General features: G+C 72.6%; 22 protein-coding genes and 3 pseudogenes. 18 read left to right on the plus strand and 7 right to left on the minus strand.

Annotated elements, in window-relative coordinates; all coding sequences use genetic code 11:
- Positions 1-70: 70 nt before the first annotated feature.
- Positions 71-475 carry a YjbQ family protein gene (locus QTQ03_RS11550; protein WP_289278007.1) on the minus strand — a complete coding sequence of 135 codons (405 nt, stop codon included), beginning with the start codon at positions 473-475 and terminating at the stop codon, positions 71-73.
- 365 nt (positions 476-840) lie between these two features.
- Here QTQ03_RS11550 and aceE point away from each other — a divergent pair, with 365 nt between their 5' ends.
- On the plus strand, positions 841-3,579 hold the full coding sequence (gene aceE / locus QTQ03_RS11555) for a pyruvate dehydrogenase (acetyl-transferring), homodimeric type (protein WP_289278008.1): 2,739 nt from the start codon (positions 841-843) through the stop codon (positions 3,577-3,579).
- Positions 3,580-3,783: 204 nt separating this feature from the next.
- Here the strand turns inward: aceE and QTQ03_RS11560 are convergent, their stop codons facing one another.
- A complete protein-coding gene (locus tag QTQ03_RS11560) occupies positions 3,784-4,227 on the minus strand; it encodes an SRPBCC family protein (RefSeq protein ID WP_289278009.1) in 444 nt (147 codons plus the stop codon).
- 123 nt (positions 4,228-4,350) lie between these two features.
- Between QTQ03_RS11560 and QTQ03_RS11565 the strand changes: the two genes are divergently transcribed.
- From QTQ03_RS11565 to QTQ03_RS11580, 4 genes and pseudogenes are all read left to right on the plus strand, one after another.
- Positions 4,351-4,629, plus strand: coding sequence for a family 1 glycosylhydrolase (locus QTQ03_RS11565; RefSeq protein WP_502889744.1), 279 nt, complete (start codon positions 4,351-4,353; stop codon positions 4,627-4,629).
- Positions 4,536-4,772: pseudogene (locus QTQ03_RS11570) on the plus strand (MFS transporter); the annotation flags it as partial. The gene QTQ03_RS11565 and the pseudogene QTQ03_RS11570, both read left to right, overlap by 94 nt.
- A gap of 93 nt (positions 4,773-4,865) precedes the next feature.
- The gene (gltX, locus tag QTQ03_RS11575; protein ID WP_289278010.1) at positions 4,866-6,275 is read left to right on the plus strand and encodes a glutamate--tRNA ligase; all 1,410 of its coding nucleotides are present in this window, start codon (positions 4,866-4,868) and stop codon (positions 6,273-6,275) included.
- 410 nt (positions 6,276-6,685) lie between these two features.
- A complete protein-coding gene (locus QTQ03_RS11580; protein ID WP_289280777.1) occupies positions 6,686-7,336 on the plus strand; it encodes a hypothetical protein in 651 nt (216 codons plus the stop codon).
- Between the two features lie 208 nt (positions 7,337-7,544).
- Here the strand turns inward: QTQ03_RS11580 and QTQ03_RS11585 are convergent, their stop codons facing one another.
- A complete protein-coding gene (locus tag QTQ03_RS11585) occupies positions 7,545-7,883 on the minus strand; it encodes a hypothetical protein (RefSeq protein ID WP_289278011.1) in 339 nt (112 codons plus the stop codon).
- Positions 7,884-7,983: 100 nt separating this feature from the next.
- Positions 7,984-8,523, minus strand: coding sequence for a hypothetical protein (locus QTQ03_RS11590; protein ID WP_289278012.1), 540 nt, complete (start codon positions 8,521-8,523; stop codon positions 7,984-7,986).
- A 194-nt stretch (positions 8,524-8,717) separates the two neighbouring features.
- Between QTQ03_RS11590 and QTQ03_RS11595 the strand changes: the two genes are divergently transcribed.
- The 12 genes and pseudogenes from QTQ03_RS11595 (at position 8,718) to QTQ03_RS11650 (ending at position 19,972) form a co-directional block, all read left to right on the plus strand.
- Positions 8,718-9,926, plus strand: a complete 1,209-nt coding sequence (locus tag QTQ03_RS11595; protein ID WP_289278013.1) for a sensor histidine kinase — start codon at positions 8,718-8,720, stop codon at positions 9,924-9,926.
- Entirely contained in the window at positions 9,923-10,615 is a 693-nt protein-coding gene (locus tag QTQ03_RS11600; protein ID WP_289278014.1) for a response regulator, read from the plus strand. Before QTQ03_RS11595 ends, QTQ03_RS11600 begins: the two co-directional genes overlap by 4 nt.
- Before the next feature lie 111 nt (positions 10,616-10,726).
- Positions 10,727-12,025 (plus strand): annotated as a pseudogene (locus QTQ03_RS11605) (PucR family transcriptional regulator); the annotation flags it as partial.
- A gap of 78 nt (positions 12,026-12,103) precedes the next feature.
- Positions 12,104-13,270 (plus strand): acyltransferase domain-containing protein, encoded by a 1,167-nt coding sequence (locus QTQ03_RS11610; protein WP_289278016.1) that lies wholly within the window; start codon positions 12,104-12,106, stop codon positions 13,268-13,270.
- The gene (locus QTQ03_RS11615; protein WP_289278017.1) at positions 13,267-13,431 is read left to right on the plus strand and encodes a hypothetical protein; all 165 of its coding nucleotides are present in this window, start codon (positions 13,267-13,269) and stop codon (positions 13,429-13,431) included. The genes QTQ03_RS11610 and QTQ03_RS11615 overlap by 4 nt, the downstream gene beginning before the upstream one ends.
- Entirely contained in the window at positions 13,428-14,372 is a 945-nt protein-coding gene (locus QTQ03_RS11620) for a beta-ketoacyl-ACP synthase III (protein WP_289278018.1), read from the plus strand. The genes QTQ03_RS11615 and QTQ03_RS11620 overlap by 4 nt, the downstream gene beginning before the upstream one ends.
- Before the next feature lie 75 nt (positions 14,373-14,447).
- Positions 14,448-14,687 carry an acyl carrier protein gene (locus QTQ03_RS11625; RefSeq protein WP_053653162.1) on the plus strand — a complete coding sequence of 80 codons (240 nt, stop codon included), beginning with the start codon at positions 14,448-14,450 and terminating at the stop codon, positions 14,685-14,687.
- Positions 14,688-14,689: 2 nt separating this feature from the next.
- Positions 14,690-15,916, plus strand: coding sequence for a beta-ketoacyl-ACP synthase II (gene fabF, locus QTQ03_RS11630; protein WP_289278019.1), 1,227 nt, complete (start codon positions 14,690-14,692; stop codon positions 15,914-15,916).
- A gap of 22 nt (positions 15,917-15,938) precedes the next feature.
- The gene (locus tag QTQ03_RS11635) at positions 15,939-17,363 is read left to right on the plus strand and encodes an acyl-CoA carboxylase subunit beta (protein ID WP_289278020.1); all 1,425 of its coding nucleotides are present in this window, start codon (positions 15,939-15,941) and stop codon (positions 17,361-17,363) included.
- 70 nt (positions 17,364-17,433) lie between these two features.
- A complete protein-coding gene (locus QTQ03_RS11640; RefSeq protein WP_289278021.1) occupies positions 17,434-18,150 on the plus strand; it encodes a lipoprotein in 717 nt (238 codons plus the stop codon).
- A gap of 52 nt (positions 18,151-18,202) precedes the next feature.
- Positions 18,203-18,508, plus strand: a pseudogene (locus QTQ03_RS11645) (NAD-binding protein); the annotation flags it as partial.
- Positions 18,509-18,547: 39 nt separating this feature from the next.
- Positions 18,548-19,972: a potassium channel family protein gene (locus tag QTQ03_RS11650; RefSeq protein WP_289280778.1), complete on the plus strand. Its 1,425-nt coding sequence runs from the start codon at positions 18,548-18,550 to the stop codon at positions 19,970-19,972.
- A gap of 241 nt (positions 19,973-20,213) precedes the next feature.
- Here QTQ03_RS11650 and QTQ03_RS11655 read toward each other — a convergent pair whose 3' ends face one another.
- On the minus strand, positions 20,214-21,941 hold the full coding sequence (locus QTQ03_RS11655; protein ID WP_289278022.1) for a glycoside hydrolase family 3 protein: 1,728 nt from the start codon (positions 21,939-21,941) through the stop codon (positions 20,214-20,216).
- Positions 21,942-22,030: 89 nt separating this feature from the next.
- Complete coding sequence (locus tag QTQ03_RS11660) at positions 22,031-22,522, minus strand: DUF3145 domain-containing protein (protein ID WP_289278023.1); 492 nt, start codon at positions 22,520-22,522, stop codon at positions 22,031-22,033.
- A 308-nt stretch (positions 22,523-22,830) separates the two neighbouring features.
- Here QTQ03_RS11660 and QTQ03_RS11665 point away from each other — a divergent pair, with 308 nt between their 5' ends.
- A complete protein-coding gene (locus QTQ03_RS11665) occupies positions 22,831-23,160 on the plus strand; it encodes a hypothetical protein (RefSeq protein WP_289278024.1) in 330 nt (109 codons plus the stop codon).
- A gap of 64 nt (positions 23,161-23,224) precedes the next feature.
- Here the strand turns inward: QTQ03_RS11665 and QTQ03_RS11670 are convergent, their stop codons facing one another.
- Positions 23,225-23,845 (minus strand): carbonic anhydrase, encoded by a 621-nt coding sequence (locus QTQ03_RS11670; protein WP_289278025.1) that lies wholly within the window; start codon positions 23,843-23,845, stop codon positions 23,225-23,227.
- Positions 23,846-23,961 lie beyond the last annotated feature (116 nt).

Here is a 23,961-nt window from a genome sequence, read left to right on the forward strand (position 1 = left end):
TCGTCGACCGCAGCTGCACGGCCAGCCGCCCCGGGTCGCTGGCGGCCCTCGCTGACGCTCGCCATCGCCGTCAGCCGGGGAGGAACGAGAGGCGGACCTGGCGGACCGGGTTGTCGCCGTTCGGGTCGACCAGGCACACCGACTGCCAGGTGCCCAGCGCGATCCGCCCGCCGACCACCGGCAGGGTCGCGTACGGCGGCACGAACGCCGGCAGCACGTGGTCCCGCCCGTGGCCGGGTGAGCCGTGCCGGTGCCGCCACCGGTTGTCGGCGGGGAGCAGCTCGTCCAGCGCGGTGAGCAGGTCGTTGTCGGAGCCGGACCCGGTCTCGATGATCGCCAGGCCGGCGGTGGCGTGCGGCACGAAGACGTGCAGCAGCCCGTCGCCCTGCCCGGCGACGAACCGCTCCGCCTCGGCGGTGATGTCCCGGACGGTGGGGCGATTTCCGGTCTGGACAGTGATCACCTCGGTGCGCATACGCCGCATTCTGCCCGAGCCGGACCGCCGTCGCCCGGCCGACCGCGCCGCGTCACCCACTGCCGCGCCGCCCCACCGGCCCCGGCAACATCCCCGCGCCCGTCCGCCACGTGCACGCCCGTGCGGTAGGACTCCGCGCACAACCGTGCGGTAGTAATCAGCCGCGGGTCCACCGATCCGGCCGCCATCACCGTCGCGCCCCGCAACCGGACGGATACGGGGCGACGGACCCGCGACCAGCGCGATGTTACCGGCGGGTACCTGTGTCGAGCGTCGCGTCTCCCGGCGGTGGACGTGACGACGGGTGCCACGAGGGGGCAGGATGGCGCTAGAGACCTGTCCCACCCACAACCGAGGGAACGCCTGTGGCTACGGAACGCAAGCGCCCGGTGATCACCGCCGGTCTGCCGAGCCAGCTTCCGGACATCGACCCCGCAGAGACCAGCGAATGGGTCGAGTCGCTCGACGGTGTCATCGGCGAACGCGGGACCAAGCGCGCCCGCTACGTCATGCTGCGCCTGCTGGAGCGGGCCCGCGAGCGCCAGGTCGGGGTGCCGTCCCTGACCACCACGGACTACATCAACAGCATCCCGCCGGAGCGTGAGCCCTGGTTCCCGGGTGACGAGCACGTCGAACGGCGGATCCGGGCGTACGTCCGGTGGAACGCGGCGATGCTGGTACACCGGGCGCAGCGGCCGGAGATCGGTGTGGGCGGGCACATCTCCACCTTCGCCAGCTCGGCCTCGCTCTACGAGGTCGGCTTCAACCACTTCTTCCGGGGTAAGGACCACCCGGGCGGCGGCGACCACATCTTCTACCAGGGCCACGCCTCCCCGGGCATGTACGCACGGGCGTTCCTGGAGGGCCGGCTCACCGAGCACCAGCTCGACGGATTCCGGCAGGAGCTGTCACACCCCGGGGGCGGCCTGCCGTCGTACCCGCACCCGCGGCTGATGCCGGACTTCTGGGAGTTCCCCACCGTCTCGATGGGCCTCGGCGGCGTCAACGCCATCTACCAGGCCCGGTTCAACCGGTACCTGCACCACCGCGGCATCAAGGACACCTCCGACCAGCACGTCTGGGCGTTCCTCGGCGACGGCGAGATGGACGAGCCGGAGACGCTCGGCGCGATCGGGGTGGCCGCCCGCGAGGAGCTGGACAACCTCACCTTCGTCATCAACTGCAACCTCCAGCGCCTCGACGGACCGGTCCGCGGCAACGGCAAGGTCATGCAGGAGCTGGAGGCGTTCTTCCGGGGTGCCGGCTGGAACGTCGTCAAGGTGGTGTGGGGCCGCGAGTGGGACCCGCTGCTCGCCCGGGACACCGACGGCGCGCTGGTCAACCTCATGAACACCACGCCCGACGGGGACTACCAGACCTACAAGGCGGAGTCCGGGACGTACGTCCGGGAGCACTTCTTCGGTCGCGACCCGCGGACCCGCAAGATGGTCGAGCACCTGACCGACGAGGAGATCTGGAACCTCAAGCGCGGCGGCCACGACTATCGGAAGCTCTACGCGGCGTACAAGGCGGCGATGGAGCACACCGGTCAGCCGACGGTGATCCTGGCCAAGACGATCAAGGGCTGGACGCTCGGCTCGCACTTCGAGGGCCGCAACGCCACCCACCAGATGAAGAAGCTGACGTTGGAGGACCTGAAGACCTTCCGCGACCGGCTCTACCTGGACATCCCGGACAGGGCGCTGGAGGAGAACCCCTACCTGCCGCCGTACTACCACCCGGGCGAGAAGTCCGACGAGATCGCCTACCTCAAGGACCGGCGAGCCCAACTCGGCGGCTATCTGCCGTCGCGGCGACCCGGCACCAAGCGGCTCACCATCCCCGGCCCGGAGCGCTTCTCCGACGTCAAGCGCGGCTCCGGCAAGCAGAAGGTTGCCACCACGATGGCCTTCGTCCGCCTGCTCAAGGACGTGATGAAGGACAAGGAGTTCGGCAGGCGCTGGGTGCCGATCATCCCGGACGAGGCACGCACCTTCGGCATGGACTCGCTGTTCCCGACGCAGAAGATCTACTCCCCGCACGGCCAGCGGTACACCTCGGTCGACCGGGAGCTGTTCCTGTCGTACAAGGAGTCGACCGCCGGGCAGATCCTGCACGAGGGCATCAACGAGGTCGGGTCGGTGGCGTCGTTCACGGCGGCGGGCTCCTCGTACGCCACGCACAACGAGCCGATGATCCCGATGTACATCTTCTACTCGATGTTCGGCTTCCAGCGCACCGCCGACGGGCTGTGGGCGGCGGCCGACCAGATGGCGCGGGGCTTCCTGCTCGGTGCCACCGCCGGACGCACCACACTCAACGGTGAGGGTCTCCAACACGAGGACGGCCACTCGCTGCTGATCGCTGCCACCAACCCGGCGGTGGTCGCCTACGACCCGGCGTTCGCGTACGAGATCGCGCACATCGTGGAGAACGGCCTGCACCGCATGTACGGAGTGGCGCAGGAGAACGTCTTCTACTACCTGACCGTCTACAACGAGCCGATCGTGCAGCCGGCGGAGCCGGACGCGGTGGACGTCGAGGGCCTGCTCAAGGGGATCTACCGCTACGCGGTGGCACCCCAGGTGGACGGTCCGAAGGCGCAGCTGCTCGCCTCGGGCACCGGCATGCAGTGGGCGCTGCAGGCGCAGGAGCTGCTCGCCCAGGACTGGGGGGTGGCCGCCGACGTCTGGTCGGTGACGTCGTGGACGGAGCTGCGCCGGGATGCGGTCGAGGCCGAGGAGCACAACCTGGTCAACCCGGGTGGAGACCAGCGGGTGCCGTATGTGGCGCGGAAGCTGGCCGACGCCGACGGCCCGAAGGTCGCGGTCAGCGACTGGATGCGGGCGGTGCCCGACCTGATCGCCCGCTGGGTGCCGGGCGACTACACCTCGCTCGGCACCGACGGGTTCGGCATGTCGGACACCCGGCACGCCCTGCGCCGGTACTTCCACGTGGACGCCGAGTCGATCGTGGTCGCGACGCTGCGGCAGCTCGCCCTGCGGGGCGCGGTGCCGGCGACCGTGCCCGCCGAGGCAGCCAAGAAGTACGCGATCGAGGACGTCACCGCCGCCCCGGTCGGCGAGACCGGCGGCGACAGCTAGCCCGGACAGGACGCACGGCCCGGCGCCATCACGCGCGTCGGGCCGTGCGCCGTGTCCAGGGACGGGCGGTTCGGCGCGGCCGGTATCGGACGCGGACTTGTTGCGACATCCGGGACGGCCAGGGCGCACAGTGGCGGTGGCCCGGGATCCCTGGCGGGGACCCGGGCCACCGCCGGGGGCGGGTGACGCCAGGACTCGGCCCGGTCAGCCGACGGCGGCCAGGTCGGTCAGCCGGGCGAGCGAGTCCTCCAGGTCGGCGCCGACCCGACGCAGGCCGAGTCGGAGCAGGGCGGCCTTGGCTGGGCCAGCCGGCCAGCGTACGACGATGAGCCGCACGGTCGTCCCGCCCTCCTCCTCGGCGGTGAGCTGGACGTAGATTTCGGTGCGCGCCTCGGCGCGGGCCCCGGCGCCCTTGGCGCGTTCCCGCCAGCCGATCAGGGTCGGCTCCTGGTAGGCGATCACCTCGGCCTCATGCGCCGTGCCGCGCCCCGCCTGGACCAACTGCCGCCGGCCGAAGCCCTCGCCCGAGAGCACCTCGGCCGCACGGACCCCGGCCAGCCAGTCCGGCAACTGTTCGGCCCGCTGGACGACGCCCCAGACCGCTCCGATCGGCGCCATCACGTGCGCACTGCGTTCCACGAGGATCATTTCCGTCTTCCTCCAGTGAGGACATCCCACAATATCGGCACTCTATGCGCAAATTCGGACTTACTTGGACGGGTTCGGAAAAGACACGCCGAAAACCATTGCGGAGCGGGGACTCCGAGGCCTATGGCGCTGCACGCCAGGGACCTGCCACAGCCGCTGGAAGACGCCGGCGGCTGGCTGAACCGGGACGCCGCCTACCGGTTCGCCGAGTACGCCGACGCGACCGCCGCCCGGTTTGGCGACCGGGTGCGGCTGTGGATCACGCTCAACGAACCATGCATCCACATGAGCCCCGGTCACGGCACGGGGGTGCACGCACCGGGGTCTACCTGTCGGTGGACGCGGCGCTCATCACGCAGGTGCTCCCCCGGGCCGCCGACCGGGCCAAGGATCTCGACGTGATCAACATCGCGAACCCGGCGCCACAGGTGCTCGGCCCGGCGATCTCCGCGCCGATCGTGGTGTTCCTGGGCGGCCACCCGGTCCTGTATGCCGTCACCGCGGCGGCCACCGTCCTGGTGTTTAAGATCCACTCCGTTGCGTGACCGCCGGCAGCACGGGCGGGGATCCCGTTGATGAGCGAGGCGATGACAAGGGGCCCTTCCTCGCGGCGCGAGGGGCGGCCGTAGGCTGGGGGCGTGACGGTACGTGTACGCTTCGCCCCCTCCCCTACCGGTATGTTCCACGTCGGCGGTGCCCGCTCGGCGCTGCAGAACTGGATCTACGCCAAGCAGCAGGGCGGGGTGTTCGTACTGCGCATCGAGGACACCGACGCGGCCCGCAACAAGCCGGAGTGGACCGAGGGGATCCTCTCGGCGCTGGACTGGATCGGCATCGCCCGGGGCAGCTACGAGGGCCCCTACTTCCAGTCCCGGTACGCCGGCGAGCACCGGGCCGCCGCCGCCCGGCTGTACGAGTCCGGTCGGGCGTACCACTGCGACTGCACCCGAGAGTCGGTACAGGCCCGCACCGGCTCGCAGTACACCGGGTACGACGGGTTCTGCCGCGACCGCGGCCTGACGCCCGGTGAGGGTCGCGCGCTGCGCTTCCGTACGCCCGACGAGGGCGAGACCGTGGTGGTCGATCTGATCCGTGGCGAGCCCACCTTCGAGAACAGGCTGATCGAGGACTTCGTCATCGCCCGGGGCGACGGCTCGCCGGTCTTCCTGCTCGCCAACGTGGTCGACGACGTGACCATGGGGATCACCCACGTGATCCGGGCCGAGGAGCACCTGCCCAACACCCCGAAGCAGCAGCTGCTCTGGGACGCGCTGGGCGTCAAGCCTCCGCTGTGGGCGCACGTCCCGGTGGTGGTCAACGAGAAGCGGCAGAAGCTGTCCAAGCGTCGCGACAAGGTCGCCCTCGAGGCGTACCGCGAGGAGGGTTACCTGGCCGACGCGATGCGCAACTATCTCATGCTGCTCGGCTGGGCGCCGTCCGGCGACCGCGAGATCGTGCCCTGGTCGGTGATCGAGGAGGAGTTCCGGCTGGCCGACGTCAACCCGTCGCCGGCGTTCTTCGACGAGAAGAAGCTGCGCGCGTTCAACGGCGAGTACATTCGCGCCCTGCCGGTGGCCGAGTTCATCGCCGCCTGTCAGCCGTGGCTGACCGGAGCCGACACCATCGCGCCGCCGCCATGGCAGCCAGAGGAGTTCGACGCCGAAGCGTTCGCGGCGGTGGCCCCGCTGGCGCAGACCCGGATCGCGGTGCTCAGCGAGATCGTGCCGAACGTCGACTTTCTCTTCCTGGACTCGCCGCTGATCGACGAGGCGGCCTGGGTCAAGGCGATGAAGGAGGGCGCAGCGGAGCTGCTCGACGCGTCCGTCGCCGCCTTCGAGGCGCTGGCGTCCTGGGACGCGGTGTCCATCAAGTCGGCGCTGGAGGCGGTCGGTGCACAGCGTGGCCTCAGGCTGGGCAAGGCTCAGGCCCCGGTCCGGGTCGCGGTGACCGGCCGCAGCGTCGGACTTCCGCTCTTCGAGTCGCTGGAGGTGCTCGGCCAGGACCGCACCCTCACCCGCCTGCGTGCCGCGCGTCTCCGGCTCTTCTGATCCCTCCCACCTTCGCGGGTCGGTCTCTACTCGCTTGTGCTGGCAATGTGACCGGACGACAAGTGCAAGATCACGGGGATGGTGGGGTCGTGGGGTGGCCTGGGAGGCGGGGCCGGGCGCCGGCGCGGCGACACACCGAATACCACTGGCGAGGCACGGGCCACACGTGCGACCCTGCCCGTCATGAAACCCTCCCTAACGGCACGATCCGCCCACCGGACAACAGCGGTCGTGGATTGATCGTCACGTGGTTCGCACCTACTTCCAACTACAGTTTGGCAAGGTGCAACCGGCCGCCGTGCGGCGGCGTCATAAGGTTGGGTATCCAGCCTGCGATTGCGGTCACGTCGGTCGGCCCGACACATGACCCTGCAGTGCAGCCATCCATCGAACGGGGCGAGGAGAAGGCGATGGTCCGAAGGGTACGGCGGCTGACCGCTCTGGTCGCGGGAGCACTGGCGACGGGAGTGCTGTCGCTCGGTCTGGCCGCTCCGGTGACGGCGACCCCGAAGCCGAGGCCCGCGGGCGTCGACATCACGGGCAAGGGGCTGACCGAGCCGCTGCGGCTGCGCGCGGACCTGCACCCGACCGAGGTGGTCGCCGTCATCGACCAGGTCAGCTTCCTCGGAAGCACCGGCCAGACCACCAGCCCGCGCAAGGCCGACCTCGGTCCGAAGTACACGCTCGTGGTGCTCTCCGGCGGGACACCGCGACAAACCTACGACCTGTATCCGAAGGCGGTCGGCGGGCCGCGCGTCTACCGGCCGGCGAAGCAGCCGGGCTCGCGGCAGACCACCGCCGGCTGGTTCCTCGGCCGGCTCAACATGTCAGAGACACTGCGGACAGTCGGCGTGCCGTTGAAACGCGAGTTCGACACGGTGAGCGGGGGCGTCGGCGGCGGCGAGCGGGTGATTCCGGAGGATGCCATCAACCCCGCCAAGGACATCGACGAGGCGCTGGGCGAGTTGCGGCGAGTGTTGCTGCTCAACGTGGCGGTCGTGGTCGCTATCACGTTCGGGCTGGCTGGGATCGCCCTGCTGATCCGCCGCCGGACCCGCTGACACCACCTCGGCGGAGTTCAGACCCTCAGGACCGCCCTGAGCCGAACGTGGCCCGCCTCGACCAGACGAACCGCGCACCGCCTGGTCGAGGGGGAACGTCCGGGTCACGTGGACGGTCAGCCGGCCCGCGTCCACCAGCCCCGCCAGGACAGCACGAGCAGGTCGGGTTCGCGGGCACCACGCTGGTGGCCGGACGGCCGGCGGACAGTCAGCACCAGCGGCGTGGCGGCCGCTCGCGGCGACCGATCCGCTGCCGGGGCCGGACCGGGCCGTGCCGGTGCCCACCCGCCCAACCCGGCTGGTCACTGCGGCAGCTGGCGGGCACGGGCTCGGTGACGCCGGACGACGGCGGATCGGCCGACCGCTGCCGGGGCACCGCGACGTCGTCGTCGGCGGGCTCGGGCACGCGCCCCGTGGACATCTCACCCGGGTGCGCCGGCGTGCCCCCGGCCAGCCGCCGGTGGTGCTTGCCGGCCGGCTGCTCGTGGTGACCAGGCCGGTAGGGCTCGCCCTGGGCGCAGCCGTGGTCGGCCTCCCCATGCGCCATCCCGGTCTCCTCACACTCGCCGTCGCCCGCCGGCGGTCGCCCCGGCGTGCCCTGTCACCGTACTGGTCGAGGGTGCGGAGCTGTGCAACGCGTACCCAGGTCAGCCCCGGGCCCGGCGCGGGAAGATCGTCTCCCACACCGGAAAGGCGACCAGCCAGACGACGACGGCGAGGCTGAGCCTCGCAATCCAGTTCGCCAGCTCACGGGTACGCTCGGCGTCACCGACCCAGACGATCGCCAGGACGAGCAGGCCGCAGGCGATCGCCCAGCCGAGCAGACCGCGCGCCCACTGCCGCCACTCGTGCCGGGTTCGGGCCCACCCGTGCCGGGGCGGGCGCACCGGAGGCGGCCCGCCCGCGAACCAGTACGCGAACCGCTGATCGGCCCAGCGGACCGTGGAACGGCCGAACGCCGCCGAGAAGCCCAGGTAGGCGGCCGCCAGGCCGTGCGTGACGTCCGCGGTGGCGCCGCGCCGCAGGTCCAGCGCGGTCGCCACGAGGAGCACCAGATCCACCAGGGGTACGCACACCAGCAGCGCCGCCCCGACCCGCGGCCGGCGCAGCGGGTAGCGCGCCACCAGCCCGGCCACGAGCACCACCCAGAACGCGATCTCGCCGGCGACGATCAGTCCGACCAGCATCTTTCTCCCTCCCCATGTCCGGTCCCTTTAGGCTCGCCGGCCCGGGGACGGCCGACCTCGACACCGCAGACGATCCTCAGGTCCATCCTTCGACGGACCCGCGCGCCGACATCCGCCCTTCGACGGAGGGGCGGTGGGTGATCTCCGTCCCGGGTCGGAGTCCGGGCGACCGGCGTTGTGGTGGGATCGGAGCCATGCGACCGCCACCCTGGCTCGGCCCCGGCACGCTCGGCCGGGACCTCACGCTGGGCGGAGTGTCCCTGGCCGGCGGTCTGGTCCTGTACGCCATCGGCACACAGCCGCAGCTGCCCTACGGGACGATGACACCGGACCCGGCGTTCCTGCCGTCGCTCGTGGCGGTCTGCGTGGCGGTCGCTCTGCGGCGGGTCGCGACCGGAACCAGCCTGGCGCTGGGCACCGTGGCGGTGGTCGTCGACGTGGCCCTGGGCGGATCGCTGGCCACCGTCCTCGTGTACACCCAGGTCCTCTACGACGCGTGTGTGTTCGGCTCGCGTCGGACGTGGCGGTGGCTGCTGCGGGTCACCGTGGCGCTGAGCGTGCTCGGCGCGGCGGCCGGGGTGCTGTGGCTGGGACGCTGGCAGGGGGTCGGCGTGGGAGCGCCGGTGGTGCTTGCCGGAGTGCTCCCGGTGGTCACCGGGCTCAGTGTGCGGCAGTACCGCGACCAGGCCACCGCAGAGCGCACCTGGGCCGAGCAGACCGCCCGCCTGGTCGAACTGGACCGACGGGAGGCGGTAAGCACCGAGCGGGCCCGGATGGCGCGGGAGCTGCACGACGTGATCGCCAACCACCTGAGCGCGGTGGCCATCCACGCCACCGCCGTGCTCTCCGTGCCCGACCTGGGCCGGTCACAGGTGGAGTCGGCGCTGCGGGTGATCCGGGAAAGCAGCGTGCAGGGCCTGGCCGAGATGCGGCAGATGATCGGGCTGCTCCGCGGCCCGGCCGAGAGCGGGACCGGCGAGGACGCGACGGAGGAGGCGACCCGGGCCCGGTTGAGCGAGGTGGCGACCGTGGTGGACCGCGCACGGGCTGCCGGGCTGGCGGTGCGGGTGCGCTGGCGGGGTGAGCCCCGCGTACTGCCGGTAGGGGTGGACCTCGCCGCGTACCGGATCGTGCAGGAGTCGCTGACCAACGCGCTCAAACACGGCACGGGTGAGGCGGACCTGAAGGTGGCGTACGAGCCGGCGACGGTGGTGGTGAGCGTGGCCAACCGGCCGCGCCGCGAGGCCGCGACGGTGGGTGGCGGGGGCGCCGGACTGATCGGGATGCGGGAGCGGGTGGCATTGCTGCACGGCCGGTTCACCGCCGGGCCCCGGGACGGACACTGGCACGTCCGGGCCGAACTGCCGACCGACGCTTTCGTCGGGAACGGGAGGGCGAGATGACCGGCCCGGTCCGGGTACTCCTCGCCGACGACCAGTCGACCGTACGGGCGGGCCTGGCCCTGATCCTGGCGGGAGAGCCCGGCGTCGAGGTGGTGGGTGAGGCTGACGACGGTGTCGAGGCGGTCCGGCTGTGCCGGGAGTTGCGCCCGGACGTCGCGGTGCTCGATGTGCGGATGCCTCGCCGGGACGGCATCTCGGCGACCCGGGAGATCGTCACGGACCACCTCGCCGACGTGCTGGTGCTCACCACGTTCGACCTCGACGAGTACGTTTTCGGGGCGTTGCGGGCCGGCGCCGCCGGATTCCTGCTCAAGGACACCGACGCGGCCGGGCTGGTCGCCGCGGTGCGGACGGTGGCCCGCGGCGAGGGCTTCATCGCCCCGGCGGTGACCCGGCGCCTGATCACCGCCTTCGCGGCCAGCGCGCCGGCCACCCCGGAGAGCGCCCGAGCGGCGGTAGGCGCGTTGACGCCCCGCGAACGAGACGTGCTCACCTGCCTCGGGTTGGGCCTGTCCAACCAGCAGATCGCCGACCGGTTGACGATGGCGGAGAGCACCACGAAGACCCACGTCAGCCGAATCCTCGCCAAGCTCGACCTGCGCAGCCGGGTGCAGGCTGCCATCCTGGCCCAGGAACTGGGCCTGCCGGTGCCTCCGCCGGCCGCGCCGGCGGGCGGGGGCACCGGGTAGGGACCGGCCCTACGTCCCGGCTGTGATCCGACCGGCGCCTTCACCCGGCCCGTACCTCGCCGACGCCGCCGGCATCAGGTCGACCGGTTCCCCTCGACCGAGGGCGGCGGCCCAGGCCCGGCGAACCAGAGCACGGCTTGTCACTAGGCTGGGGCGGTGAGCGAGCCGGGTACCGAACTGGCGGCCACCCTGCGCCGGATCGAGCGGGCGGCCGGGACGCTGGCCACCGCCAGTGTGGTGCGGATGGACGAGACCCTGCCGTGGTTCCGCGCGCTCCCCGCCGACCAGCGCTCGTGGGTGATGCTGGTGGCCCAGGCCGGCGTGCGCTCGCTGGTGCAGTGGCTGCGCTCCGGCGGTGGCGCCGCTGACAGCACCCAGGAGGTCTCGGACGAGGTCTTCGCGGCCGCACCTCAGGCGCTGGCCCGGTCGATCAGCCTCCAGCAGACCGTCGCCCTGATCAAGGTCACCATCGACGTGGTGGAGGAGCAGGTCCCTCATCTGGCCGCCCCCGGTGAGGAGCCGCAGCTGCGGGAGGCGGTGCTGCGCTTCTCCCGGGAGATCGCCTTCGCCGCCGCGCGGGTGTACGCGCGCGCCGCCGAGTCCCGCGGCTCGTGGGACGCCCGGCTCCAGGCGCTGCTCGTGGACGCGCTGCTGCGCGGTGACTCTCCGGACGTCCTGGCCAGCCGGGCCGCCGCGCTGGGCTGGATGGACGCGCCCCCGGTCGCCGTGGCTGTCGGCCGCTCTCCCGGCGGGGAGGTCGCCGCGGTGCTGCATACGGTCTACCGGCAGGCCCGGCGGATCAGCGTCGAGGTGATCGGCGGAGTGCACGGGGATCGGCTGGTCATCGTGCTCGGCGGTGCCGCCGACCCGATGGCCGCCACCGGCAAGCTGCTCGATGCCTTCGGGGAGGGGCCGGTGGTGGTCGGCCCGGCGGTGCCGAGCCTGGACGAGGCCACCGAGTCGGCACGGGCCGCCCTCGCCGGGTTCCGGGCCGCGCCGGCCTGGCCGGCCGCACCGCGGCCGGTGCCCGCCGCCGACCTGCTGCCGGAGCGGGCGCTCGCCGGCGACTCGGAGGCCCGACGGCGGCTGCGGCACGACGTGTACGCGACGCTGACCCGCTTGGGCGGGGAACTGCTGGAGACGTTGGACGCCTTCTTCGCCGCTGGTGGAACGCTGGAGAGCGCCGCACGCACGCTGTTCGTGCACCCGAACACGGTGCGCTACCGGCTGCGACGGGTCGCCGAGGTGACCGGGTTCTCCCCGCTCGAAGCACGGGACGCGTACGCGCTCCAGGTGGCACTGACGGTCGGCCGGCTCGATCCGGTCGTCACGGTGGTCCCGACCCAGACAATGACCCCAGGCATGAGGAAAACATCACAGAACGATGGTGATCACGGCCGATCTTTGTAGGATCCCTCCAAAGGTCCTAGTGCGGTTTGGTCGGGGGCGGCACAGCGCTACCCGCGCGTATCCGGGAGAGTCATAGACGTGCTCGCTGTACTCTCCCCCGGCCAGGGTTCACAGAAGCCCGGCTTCCTGACGCCCTGGCTCGACCTGCCCGGTGCCGAGGCGCGGCTACGGTGGTGGTCCGCGCTCTCCGGGGTCGACCTGGTCCACCTCGGCACGGTCGCCGATGCCGCCGAGATCAAGGACACCGCCGGCACCCAGCCGCTGCTCGTCGCGGCGGCGCTGCTCGCCGCCGAGCACCTGCCGATGTACGACGTCGCCCTCACCGCCGGCCACAGCGTCGGCGAGCTGGGCGCGACGGTACTCGCCGGAGCGCTCCCGCCGGAGGCCGCCGTCACCCTCGCCGGTGTCCGCGGCCGAGAGATGGCCGCCGCCTGTGCGCTGGAGCCGACCGGAATGGCCGCTGTGCTCGGCGGCGACCCGGACGAGGTACTGGCCGCGATCGCCGCACACGGGCTACACCCGGCCAACCGCAACGGCGCCGGGCAGATCGTCGCCGCCGGCGCGCTCGACGGGCTGGACAAGCTCGCCGCCGAGCCACCGACGCGCACCCGGATCGTCCGCCTCCAGGTGGCCGGCGCGTTCCACACGCCGTACATGGCCCCGGCCGAGGCTGCGTTGGCGGCGGTGGCCGCCGGGATCACCCCCGCCGATCCGGCCCGCATCCTGCTGTCCAACCTCGACGGCTCGGCCGTCAACCACGGCCGGGAGATGGTGCAGCGACTGGTCCGCCAGGTCACCGCCCCCGTCCGCTGGGACCTCTGCACGCGCACGCTGGCCGACCTCGGGGTGACCGGGGTGATCGAGCTGCCGCCGGCCGGCGCGCTCGCCGGCTTGGTGAAGCGGGCGCTGAAAGGCGACACCGCCCCGGAGATCGTCACGCTCAACACCCCCGACGACCTGCCCGCCGCGCGGGACCTGATCGCCCGGCACAGCGGGCTCGGCCACGAGCCGGTGATCCAGTTCCGGGTCGTGGTCTCCCCCGCGGCCGGCACCTTCATGCCCGTCGAGGAGCTGGCCGAGGGCGCCGACCTGCGCACCGGACAGGTCATCGGGCACGTCTCCACCCGGCAGGGCCCGGTCGAGGTGACCGCACACGCCGGCGGGCTGCTCACCGAGTGGCTCGCCCACCACGACGACCCGATCGCCCCGGGCCAGCCGCTGGCCCGGATCGGAGGTCACGCATGAGCGACCGCAGCAAGCGGATCAGCCGGCTCGGCGCGGATGTGTCTCGTGACGGCACGTCAGCGAAGCGGAGTGCCGTCACGGCCGAACGCGGCGGGCACACCAGCGAACACGGCCGGGACAAGTCCCAGGCCGAGGTCGGCCGCGGGGAGGGACCGGCATGACCGGCAGCCGGATCGTCGCGCTCGGCCACTACCAGCCGTCGCGCGTGGTGACCAACGACGAGATCGCCCAGCTGGTGGAGACCAACGACGAATGGATCCGCGACCGAGTGGGCATCGTCACCCGGCGGATCGCCGACGGTGAGACGGTGTCCGACATGGCCGCCGCCGCCGCGGGCAAGGCGCTGGCCGGCTCCGGCCTGACCGCCGCCGACATCGACCTCGTGGTGGTCGCCACCTGCACCGCCGTCGATCGCAGCCCGAACGTCGCCTGCCGGGTCGCCGCCAAGCTCGGCATCACCGCCCCGGGCGCGTACGACATCAACACCGCCTGTTCGGGCTTCGCGTACGCCCTGGGCACCGTCGACCATGCCATCCGGGCCGGTGCCTCGCGCAACGCCATCGTCATCGGCGCCGAGAAGCTTTCCGACTTCACCGACTGGACCGACCGCTCGACCTGCATCATCTTCGGTGACGGGGCCGGTGCCGCGGTGGTCACGGCCAGCGCGGCGGACGAGCCCGCCGGTGTCGGCCCGGTGATCTGGGGCTCGGTGCCCGACCGGGGCGACGCGGTCCGCATCGAGGGCTGGCGTCCGTACATTCAGCAGGAGGGGCAGGCGGTCTTCCGCTGGGCCACCACCGCGCTGGCCCCGCTGGCGCTGCAGGCGTGCGAACGCGCCGGAGTCGACCCGTCGGAGCTGGCCGCGTTCGTGCCGCACCAGGCCAACGCCCGGATCATCGACGGTATCGCCAAGCGCCTCGGCATCCCCGACGCGATCATCGCCAAGGACATCGTCGAGTCCGGCAACACCTCGGCGGCGAGCGTCCCGCTGGCGCTGTCGAAGCTGGTCGAGCGGCGGGAGGTGCCCTCCGGCGCCCCGGTGCTGCTGTTCGGCTTCGGCGGCGGCCTGACCTACGCCGGTCAGGTCGTCCGCTGCCCCTGAAGACCCGGCGCGGTCCGGCCGTGCCGCCTTCGCCACCCACGGCGAAGCAATCCCGATGAAAGGAACCAAACCGTAATGACCCGTGACGAGATCACCACCGGCCTCGCCGAGATCCTCGAAGAGGTTGCCGGGGTGAACCCGGACGACGTGGCCGAGGGGAAGTCCTTCACCGACGACCTGGACGTCGACTCGCTGTCGATGGTGGAGGTCGTGGTGGCCGCCGAGGAGAAGTTCGGCGTCAAGATCCCGGACAACGAGGTGCAGAACCTGAAGACCGTCGGGGACGCCGTCAGCTACATCGAGGCGCAGTCCTGACCATGGCACACACCGATGTCGTCGTCACCGGGCTCGGCGCGACCACCCCGCTGGGCGGGGACGTCGCGTCGACCTGGGACGCCATGCGGAGCGGCCACTCCGGGGTGGGTCCGCTCACCCAGGAGTGGGCCGAGCAGCTGCCGGTCCGGATCGCCGCCCAGCTCGCGGTCGATCCGGCCGGCCTGCTGGACCGGGTGAAGCTGCGCCGCCTGGACCGCTCCGAGGCGATCGCGATCATCGCCGCGCACCAGGCCTGGGCGGACGCCGGTCTGGCCGACTCCGGGCTGGACCCGGACCGGCTGGGCGTCAGCATCGGCTCCGGCATCGGCGGCGCGCTGACCCTGCTCGCCCAGGACGACATCCTGGAGGCGTCCGGCCCGCGGCGGGTCTCCCCGCACACCATTCCGATGCTGATGCCGAACGGCCCGGCCGCCTGGGTCGGCCTGGAACTGGGCGCCCGGGCGGGCGTGCACTCGGTGGCCAGCGCCTGCGCCACCGGGGCGGAGGCGATCGCCCTCGGCCTGGACATGATCCGTGCCGGCCGCGCCGACGTGGTGGTTGCCGGCGGCACCGAGGCGGTCATCCACGCGCTGCCGATCGCCGGCTTCTCCTCGATGCGGGCGATGTCGACCCGCAACGACGAGCCGGAGCGGGCTTCCCGGCCGTGGGACTCCGGCCGCGACGGTTTCGTGCTGGGTGAGGGCGCCGGCATCCTCGTGCTGGAGCGTGCCGACCACGCCGCCGCCCGCGGCGCCCAGGTGTACGCGCGGCTCGCCGGCGCCGGCCTCACCTCCGACGGCTACGACATCGTCCAGCCACATCCCGAGGGGGCCGGCGCGATCCGGGCCATCGCCAAGGCGATCGCCGACGCCGACGTAGCCAAGCGGGACATCGTGCATGTCAACGCCCACGCCACGTCGACCCCGGTCGGCGACCTCGCCGAGATCAGGGCTCTGCACCAGGCGCTGGGTGATCACCCGGTGCTGACCTCGACGAAGTCAATGTCCGGGCACCTGCTCGGTGCGGCCGGCGCACTGGAGTCGATCGCCACGATCCTGGCGATCCGCGACGGCGTGGTGCCGCCCACGATCAACCTGGACGACCCGGACGACGGTCTCGACCTGGACGTGGCCGCCAACAAGGCGCGCCACCTGGAGATCCCCGCCGCGCTGAACAACTCGTTCGGTTTCGGCGGACACAACGTGGCTCTCGTCTTCACGCGGGCCTGAGACCACAGCCTTGGAGGCTCACGTGACCACCACTGTCGTCGGCTCGGATGCGTCTACCACCGACCATCGGGACCCGGAGCTGCGACTGCGGGCCCTGTTCGACGCGGGTACGCTGCGCCTGCTCGCACCCCGGGACACCTCCGGCGTGCTCTGGGCGCAAGGCGAGATCGAGGGTACGCCCGCCATCGCGTACGCCACGGACGCCACGAAGATGGGCGGCGCGATGGGCGCCGAGGGGTGCCGGCACATCGTCGACGCCATCGACACCGCCGTCCGGGAGCGGGTGCCCGTGCTCGGGCTCTGGCACTCCGGCGGCGCCCGGCTGGCTGAGGGCGTCGTCGCGCTCGACGCGGTCGGGCAGGTGTTCGCCGCCATGGTCCGGGCCTCCGGCCGGGTGCCACAGATCTCCGTCGTGCTCGGTCCCGCCGCTGGTGGCGCGGCGTACGGGCCGGCGCTGACCGACATCGTGGTGATGAGCGGCAGCGGTCGGATCTTCGTGACCGGCCCGGAGGTGGTCCGCAGCGTCACCGGCGAGCAGGTCGACATGGAACGCCTCGGCGGCCCCGAGCCGCACGGCCGACGCTCCGGCGTCGTGCACGTGACGTGCGGGGACGACGAGGAGGCGCTGGCCGAGTCGCGCAAGCTCGCCGCGCTGTTGGGCCACCAGGGCCGGCTATCCCCCGACGACGTGCCCGCCTCGGTTGAGGACGGGCACGACCTGGCCGCGAAGATGCCGGCCGAGACCAACCGCGCGTATGACGTGAAGCCGGTCGTCAAGGCACTGCTCGACGCTCCCGGCGTGGAGCTGCACGCGAAGTGGGCGCCGAACATCGTCACCACACTGGGCCGGTTCGCCGGCCGGACGGTCGGTGTCATCGCCAACAACCCGCTGCGCCTGGGCGGCTGCCTCGACGCGTCCAGCGCCGAGAAGGCAGCCCGGTTCGTACGGATGTGCGACTCGCTCGGCGTGCCGCTGATCGTGCTGGTCGACGTCCCCGGTTATCTACCCGGTCTGGGCCAGGAGTGGGACGGCGTGGTCCGACGCGGGGCGAAGCTGCTGCACGCGTTCGCCGAGGCGGTGGTGCCGCGGGTGACGCTGGTGACCCGCAAGGCTTACGGCGGGGCGTACATCGCGATGAACTCCCGCTCCCTCAGCGCGACCGCGGTCTTCGCCTGGCCGAACGCGGAGGTCGCGGTGATGGGTGCCAGCGCGGCGGTGAACATCCTGCACCGTAAGAAGCTGGCCGCCGCCCCCGCCGAAGAACGCGAGGCGCTGCGAGCGCAACTCATCGAAGAGCAGATCCGCGTCGCCGGCGGCGTGAACCGGGCGCTGGAGATCGGCGTGGTCGACGAGGTCATCAAGCCGGCCGAGACCCGGCGGCGCATCGCCGAGGCGCTGGCCGCCGCCCCGGCGGCCCGCGGCGCCCACGGCAACATCCCGCTGTAGCCGTGGAGGCGTGCTCTCAGTACCGGTTGGCCACACCAGCTTAGAGATCAACAAGGGGAGTCCCACCACCGTGCCACGTCGTAGCACCGCAGCGCTGCTGGCCACGCTGAGCCTCGTCCTACCCACCGGCTGCGGCCGCGACGACACACCCGACGACGCGTCGTCGGCTCCGACGGCCACCGGCGAGCCCTGGTACGACGAGATCGCCGTCGCCGGGGCCGACGGCGAGGTGGGCCGGGCCGGAACCCCGTGCCCGTTGCCGCTGACGTTCCCCCTCGCCGAGGGCTGGCGACCCGAGACCGTCGAGCTACCCGAGACCGTCGAGCTACCCGAAACGGTCGAGCTGCCCGAGTCGGCCCCGTCCGGGAACCCGGACGCCCAGCTGGGCGCGGAACTCGCGGCGGCGCTCGGCCGGCGCGGCGGCGCCACCGTCCGGTGCGAGGTGGACGGCCGCCGCGCGGGCGCCGGGTTCCTGCGGGTCTGGGCCGTCGACCAGTCAGCGGTCACCCCGCGCGCCGCGCTGGCCGACTTCCTCGCCGACACGTCGGTCGAGCAGACCGTCGAGCCGCGATACCGGGACGTGACCGCCGGCGACTTCGCCGGTGTCGAGGTGACCTGGCTGAGCCGGAGCGAGCTGCTGGACGAGGAGAACCGCAACTGGGCGGTGGCCGTCCGGGCGGACGAACGAACCCTGCTGTTCACCGTGAGCGAAGGCCTCCTCGCCGAGCGAACCGACGTGCTGCCGGCGTACCGGCTGGCGACCCGGGGGCTGCGCGCCAGCGGGTAGACGGCGGTCTGCGGCGCCCGCCGAGCCGGCTGGCCAACGCTTCGTCGTCTGCGGCGACGGCGGGCTCGCCCGTCGTCTCGTGTCCGAGCTGGTGGACCGTTACGGCGTCGCCGTAACGGTCGTCCTTCCGTCGTTGGCCGACAACCACGCCCAGGACATCGCCGAGTTCCGACCGTCGACCGGCGAGCACGTGCGACGCCCCGATGTCGTGGTCGGACGTCGCCTCAACGCCGAGATCCTGGAGCGGGCCGGCGTCCGCGACGCGGCCGCGGTGGCTCTCGTCGGCGCCGACGACGTAACCAACGTGGACGCCGCCATGATCGTACGCGAGCTGGCCCCGGAGGTTCGTTTGGTGGTCCGCCTGTTCAACCCGGTGCTCGGCGACGGCGTGGCGGCCATGCTCGGGGACTGCGCCGTGCTCTCCGGCTCGGAGATCGCCGCGCCGGCGTTCGTCGCGGCGACGCTCGGCGACAACGTCCCGACATACCTGCGGTTGGCGGAGGACGAGCTGCTGCGTGCGGCCCCGCGCCGGACGCTGGGCGGGTCGACCGCGGACATCGTCTGCGGGCTGGCTGACACCAGCGGGCCGGAGCCGGTCACCCTCCCCGCCGACGAGGACGCCGCCGACCTGGTCCTGGTCCGGGCACACGAGCGGCACCACCGGGCGCCGGCCCGCCGGCGGCCCCGGCTGCTGCGCGCCACCCGGCTGGTCCTCAGCCGCAACCTACGGTTCGCGCTGGCCGGCACGGCAGCGCTGTTCGCGGTCGCCAGCCTGCTGCTCGCGTACGCCCGGGACCTGAACGTCGCCGAGGCCGGCTACCTCACCCTGCTCACCGCGCTCGGCGGGGCCGAGACGGACCCTGCCGCCCCGCTCGCCGAGAAGGTGACCTCGGTGGTGCTGGTGGTCGCCGGGGTGGCCCTGGTGCCCACGGTCACCGCCCTGGTGGTCGACTCGCTGGTGCACGCCCGGTTGGCGGTGGCGGCCGGTGGTCTCACCGACCCGGTCGCCGACCACGTGATCGTGGTGGGTCTGGGCAACGTCGGCACCAGGGTGATCGAGGAGCTGCACGCCTTCGGCGTAGCGGTGGTCGCGGTGGACCGGGCGGCGTCGGCCCGGGGCGTGGCGGTCGCCCGCGAGCTGGGACAGCCCGTGCTGATCGGGGACGCCACCCGGCCGGAGACGCTGCGGTCCGCGTCCGTGCGGACCTGCCGGGCCCTGGTGATGCTGACCTCCGACGACGTGACGAACCTGGAGACCGCCCTGCTCGGCCGCGCGGCCTACCGCGCGGCGCACGGGCCGTCGGCGGAACCGTTGCGGGTGGTGCTGCGGCTCTTCGACGGCGGCTTCGCCCAACGGGTCCAGCGGACCTTCGGCATCAACCACTCGCGCAGTGTCTCCTACCTGGCCGCCCCCGCGTTCGCGGCGGCCATGATGGGCCGTGAGGTGATCGACACCATCTCGGTCGACCGGCGGATCATACTGGTGGCCGAGCTGCCGGTCGGCGCCGGTTCTGACCTCGAGGGCCGATACTGCCCGGAGATCTCGGTCGCCGGGGCGGTCCGGGTCATCGCGATGCGCACCGGTCGGGCCGGCCAAACCATCTGGTCGTTACCGGAGCGCCGGCCGCTGGTCCGCACCGATCGGCTGGTCGTGGTGGCGACCCGGGCCGGGCTCGCGGCGCTGCTGCCCCGCACCGTGCCCTGGGCCGACGCGCCGGCCGAGGGCTCGCCGCGTAGCCCGCTACCCCGGTCGGGCGGGTCACCACCGCCGGTCGCCGACGGCGCGGATGCGGCGCCCGGACCGATGCCGTCGGCCGGGTGAGCGCCACCCGACCGCGACCTGGTCCCGCCCGGCGTCCCGCTCCAGTGGCGGGCGCTACGACGCGACCGCGGTCGCCCAGCCGGAGTTGGTCCGCAGCCTGCGCGAACGTGGCGTCGGCCTGGACGACGTCCAGCAGATCCTGGCTCGGCAGATCACCGTGGCGGACGTGGCGCGTGGCGCGGGCGCGCGCTGGACGCGAGATCAGGGGTCTGCGGCTGTGCCGCGGCGGCGGGCTGCCGGGTCAGCTGTCGCAGGTGGTGGCGGGCAGGCCGGGCACCGGCACCGGGGAGCGGCCGGCGGGCGGGGCCTTGCCCGCCAGCACGCGAGCCAGGGCGGTCATCGACGCCCCACTCGACGAGTATGTGGCCAGCAGCGTCGGTGAGACCGCCTTGGCCAGCACGTACGGGGTGTCTGTGGCGACCGTGACGGCAGCGTCGGCGCGCAGGTCGTCCGCGTCGTCGCCGTAGCCGACCAGGTGCACCACCGTGCCGCCGCCGGCGACCACACGCACCCCGGCCGCGGTCAGCGCCTCGGCCAACACCGTGCGGGTGTGGTCGCGGCCTGCGGAGGCGGTCACCGTCACCGGACCACGCACCGGCGCGCCGCACCGACCCCGCAGCACCGTCACCGCCGCGGCGGCGAGCTGTCCGGCCGCGTCCCGGTGCGCCGGGGCGGCGAGGACGGACAGATCGGGGGTGGCCCGGTCGGCCAGAGTGACCTTCATGGTGAGCACCCGGGTCACCGCCTCGACCAGCCGAGCCCGGGGCAGCGAGCCGTCCCGCAGGGCGGCGAGTAACCCGTCGTACGCCTGACCGACGTGCGGCGGCATGAGAATCAGGTCGTTGCCGGCGTTCAGTGCGCGGACCGCGGCCTCCCCCGGCGGCCATCGCTTCGCCGGCGCCATGTTCATTCCGTCGGTGATCACCACTCCCCGGAACCCGAGCTGGCCCCGGAGTACCCCGGTGAGGAGCTTGTGCGAGAAGGTCGCCGGGGTACCCGGGTCGACCGACCGCACGTCAAGGTGCCCGGACATCACCGCGAGGGCGCCCGCGTCGACGCCGGCCCGGAAAGGCACCCACGCCCCGGCTTCCAGCACCGTCCGGGGCTGTTCCAGCACGGGCAGGTCGGTGTGCGAGTCGATGGCGCTGTGGCCGTGGCCGGGGAAGTGCTTGAGGGTCGCCGCGACGCCCGCAGCCTGCAGCCCCTGTACCGCGCCGCCGACCTGGGTCGCCGCCACCTGCGGGTCGGCGCCGTACGACCGGGAGCCGATGACCGTGCTGGGGGTGGCGAGCACGTCGGCGACCGGAGCGAAGTCGACGTTGATGCCCATGGCGGCGAGCTCGGTGCCGGCGGCCCGCCAGGCCGCCTCGGTCAGCTCTGGCCGGCCGGCCGCACCGGCGGCGAGCGCGCTGGGCAGCAGCGTGACGCCGTCGGTGATCCGGGTGACCACCCCGAACTCCTGGTCGGTGCCGATCAGGAACGGCGCCGCGCCGGCGGGCAGCCGGCCGGCAGCCTCACGCAGCCCGGTGGTCAGCTGACGGACCTGCTTCGGGTTGTCGACGTTGGTCGTCTCCTGGTTGCCGCTGGTGGGGTCGTCAGCGCTGAACCCGACCAGGATCAGCCCGCCGAGGTGGTATTTCGCGATCATCGCGGCGGGCGTGTCGACGCCGGCAAGGGCCCGGTTGCCGGCGGCCGACCCAGGCGAGACGCGGGTCGCGGCGTCGCCGTACGCGTACGGCATCAGCACCTGGCCGACGAGGTCCTCGTCGGCCAGTGTGCCGGCCAGGGCCGCGGCGCGGCTGGCGGGATCACCGGCCGAGACGGAGGCCGACGGCGCCGCCGAGGACCCGGTCGGTGCCGGTGTCGGACGCGCGCGATCCGCTGTGTCGGCACAGCCGGAGACGAGCAGTGCGGTCAGTGCGGCGAACGCGATGCCGCCGCGTCGCGGAGTTGTCGACACGCGAGCCATCCCACCAGTTCGACGCTAATCGGGGCAACCCGACCCCGTGCGCGCCGACCCCGGGTGGCGCCCGCCGTGGCGCGGCCCGCGCGCGGGGATCAGCCGACCCGGGTGAGCAGGGTCACCGGAGCGCCGTCGCCCGCGTACCGGTAGGGCTCGAGCTCGGCGTCCCAAGCGGTGCCGAGCGCCTTGTCCAGGGCGTGCGCGAGGGCCTCCGGCGCCCGGGCACTCGCCATGATGCTGCGCAGCTGGTCCTCGCCCAGCTGGATGTCGCCGGCCGCACCCACGGTGGCCCGGAACAGGCCCCGGCCCGGGACGTACATGAAGCGCTCCCCGTCGGCGCCGGAACTCGGCTCCTCGGTGACCTCGAAACGGATCATGGGCCACTGCCGGAGGGCAGCAGCCAGCTCGGCGCCCGTCCCCGGACGACCGGTCCACCCGCACTCCGCCCGGCGGGCGCCGGAGTCGACGGGCTGAGCCGTCCACTGCAGGTTGACCGGCGCCGCGAGGACGCGCGCGATCGCCCACTCGACGTGCGAGCACACGGCGAGCGGGGTCGAGTGGACGTATACGACGCCACGCGTTGGCACGGTGACCTCCCGGAGAGCGAGGTGCGTCTTCCCCTACGACCTCGATCAGCCGGGTGGCTTCTGGCACACATGATGACTCCTGTGACGGATGGTGCGCCAGAGAATCGGAAAACTCGCCGGTGGAATAGCCGGTCGGGTGACCGCCGTTGACGCTCACGACGCGGTGACCAGCCAGACATCGCAGCCGTGTACAGTTCCATTGGCGGCCTGTGCCGCGAACGTCTTTCGCGGGTCCACCTCCGGGTGAATCCGCACCAGCCCCCGGACGTCTACCCACGTCCTCCCGTACGTCTGCAAGGAGTACCTCCGTGGCGAGCAACACCTCTAAGACCGCGCGCGCGTCCGTCCGGGCCGGCCAGGCTGGCCAGGGTGGCGCCCTCAGCGTGCTGGGCGAGTTCAAGTACCTGATCCCGCTCAACGGCGGCAAGTACGCCTACGTGCGGAACCTGACCAACGGCAAGACCGTGCACCTGCGCACCGACTCCGAGGCCTTCATCGAGGAGATCCGGACGCTGGCCGCCGCGGGACACGCCACCAAGATCCGGGCCGAGCTGAGCACCCTCAACGTCAGCCACCCGGGTGACGGCTGGGACGCCACCGAGAAGCGCCTCGTCGAGGCCGGCGTCTTCGAGGGCTGAGCCCTTCCGCGTACCACCGGAACCGCCCGTCGGGCCCATCCCGGCGGGCGGTTCCGTGTCACGTTCACAACAGGTTGACCTCGCCGGTGGCGAGGTCGTAGAGAGCGCCGACCACGCTGACGCGGCCGGCAGCGACCGGCTCGGCCAGCTGATCGTCGACGCGCAGCGTGGCCACCGTCCGCAGCACGTGCCGTCGAACGGCCAGCGGCCCGGCCTGCGGGTCACGCAGGCCGACCTCCGCGACGGCAGGTGCGATCTGGTCGACCAGGTGGGCAAGCGAGCCGTTCGGGCGCACGTTGTCACGCAGCGCGCTCACCGCCGCGGCGATCGCGCCGCACCGCTCGTGCCCCAGCACCATCACCAGGGGAACGCCGAGCTGCCCCACCACATACTCGATGGAGCCCAGCACCGCCCGGTCCAGCACATGCCCGGCGGTGCGGATCACGCAGATCGACCCGAAAGTCTGGTCGAAGATCGCCTCCAGCGGCACCCGCGAGTCGATGCAGCCGAGCAGGACTGCGTACGGCTGCTGGTCGCCGGAGGCGGACGCCGCCGCGGCGGTGACGTCATGGCCGTGGATCGGCTGGCCGCTGACGAAGCGCCGGTTGCCGGCCAGCAGCTCGGCCAGCGCGGCGCGCGGCGTACGCCCCGCGGCGCGCCCGCCCGGATCGTCCGGCGGAGCCATGTCCGTCAGCCTGACTGGTCCCCGGAGTTCCGCGGGCCGGGTTGGCGAACCTTCTCTCCGGTGCGGTTCCCGTGATGTCATGACGGGTAAGCCGGCGTTACCGACGGGTATCGGAC

Source organism: Micromonospora sp. WMMA1363 (assembly GCF_030345795.1).
GTDB lineage: Bacteria > Actinomycetota > Actinomycetes > Mycobacteriales > Micromonosporaceae > Micromonospora.

What these genes read in the sequence shown, in the direction of transcription:
- QTQ03_RS11550 (WP_289278007.1), bottom strand. Translation starts at nt 475, where the DNA reads ATGCGCACCGAGGTGATCACTGTCCAGACCGGAAATCGCCCCACCGTC.
- QTQ03_RS11560 (WP_289278009.1), bottom strand. Translation starts at nt 4,227, where the DNA reads ATGATCCTCGTGGAACGCAGTGCGCACGTGATGGCGCCGATCGGAGCG.
- QTQ03_RS11565 (WP_502889744.1), top strand. Translation starts at nt 4,351, where the DNA reads ATGGCGCTGCACGCCAGGGACCTGCCACAGCCGCTGGAAGACGCCGGC.
- QTQ03_RS11580 (WP_289280777.1), top strand. Translation starts at nt 6,686, where the DNA reads ATGGTCCGAAGGGTACGGCGGCTGACCGCTCTGGTCGCGGGAGCACTG.
- QTQ03_RS11585 (WP_289278011.1), bottom strand. Translation starts at nt 7,883, where the DNA reads ATGGCGCATGGGGAGGCCGACCACGGCTGCGCCCAGGGCGAGCCCTAC.
- QTQ03_RS11590 (WP_289278012.1), bottom strand. Translation starts at nt 8,523, where the DNA reads ATGCTGGTCGGACTGATCGTCGCCGGCGAGATCGCGTTCTGGGTGGTG.
- QTQ03_RS11595 (WP_289278013.1), top strand. Translation starts at nt 8,718, where the DNA reads ATGCGACCGCCACCCTGGCTCGGCCCCGGCACGCTCGGCCGGGACCTC.
- QTQ03_RS11600 (WP_289278014.1), top strand. Translation starts at nt 9,923, where the DNA reads ATGACCGGCCCGGTCCGGGTACTCCTCGCCGACGACCAGTCGACCGTA.
- QTQ03_RS11615 (WP_289278017.1), top strand. Translation starts at nt 13,267, where the DNA reads ATGAGCGACCGCAGCAAGCGGATCAGCCGGCTCGGCGCGGATGTGTCT.
- QTQ03_RS11620 (WP_289278018.1), top strand. Translation starts at nt 13,428, where the DNA reads ATGACCGGCAGCCGGATCGTCGCGCTCGGCCACTACCAGCCGTCGCGC.
- QTQ03_RS11625 (WP_053653162.1), top strand. Translation starts at nt 14,448, where the DNA reads ATGACCCGTGACGAGATCACCACCGGCCTCGCCGAGATCCTCGAAGAG.
- fabF (WP_289278019.1), top strand. Translation starts at nt 14,690, where the DNA reads ATGGCACACACCGATGTCGTCGTCACCGGGCTCGGCGCGACCACCCCG.
- QTQ03_RS11650 (WP_289280778.1), top strand. Translation starts at nt 18,548, where the DNA reads ATGCTCGGGGACTGCGCCGTGCTCTCCGGCTCGGAGATCGCCGCGCCG.
- QTQ03_RS11655 (WP_289278022.1), bottom strand. Translation starts at nt 21,941, where the DNA reads ATGGCTCGCGTGTCGACAACTCCGCGACGCGGCGGCATCGCGTTCGCC.
- QTQ03_RS11670 (WP_289278025.1), bottom strand. Translation starts at nt 23,845, where the DNA reads ATGGCTCCGCCGGACGATCCGGGCGGGCGCGCCGCGGGGCGTACGCCG.